Source organism: Neobacillus bataviensis LMG 21833 (assembly GCF_000307875.1).
Classification (GTDB): domain Bacteria; phylum Bacillota; class Bacilli; order Bacillales; family Cytobacillaceae; genus Neobacillus; species Neobacillus bataviensis.
Map to the genome: position 1 here is coordinate 1 of NZ_AJLS01000104.1, position 517 is coordinate 517.

The 517-nt window shown below is 35.0% G+C and carries 1 protein-coding gene; it reads right to left on the bottom strand.

The window, feature by feature from the left end; translation table 11 throughout:
* Window positions 1-78 precede the first annotated feature (78 nt).
* A partial coding sequence (locus BABA_RS13785) for an N-6 DNA methylase (protein WP_007085809.1) occupies window positions 79-517 on the bottom strand: 439 nt, incomplete at its 5' end.

Below are 517 nucleotides of genomic sequence, written 5' to 3' on the forward strand. Positions count from 1 at the left end.
CTATAATCGGCAACTTCAATTAACTTACGCTCTTCCCAATCATCCGTAAAACCTTCAAACCTTAATTGTGGACTTTTTTTACTCATCATGACCACCTCTCAAAAGAAGACGCATCGATTCAATCATGGCTTGATTCTCTTCACTTTCTGAAAAATCGTTAATCAAAGATAAGAGCGTTTGATCTTGTTGAACTAATTCTTCATTGATCTTAAGGAGATTGGTATTCACTGCAACCAAATCAACCGGTTCTTCTTCCTCAAAGGTATCGACATAACGAGGGATATTTAAGTTAAAGTCATTTTCTTGGATCTCATCAAAACTTGCAACATGAGCATATCTTTCAATATCTTCTCGCTTTTTGTAGGTAGAAACAATTTTATCAATATGTTCATCCAACAGGACATTTTGATTTTTTTGTTTTTCAAAGTCTTGAGAAGCATCAATAAACAAGACATCACGACGAGAGCGGTTTTTCTTCAAAATAATAACCGTTGTCGGAATACTCGTTCCAAAGAAG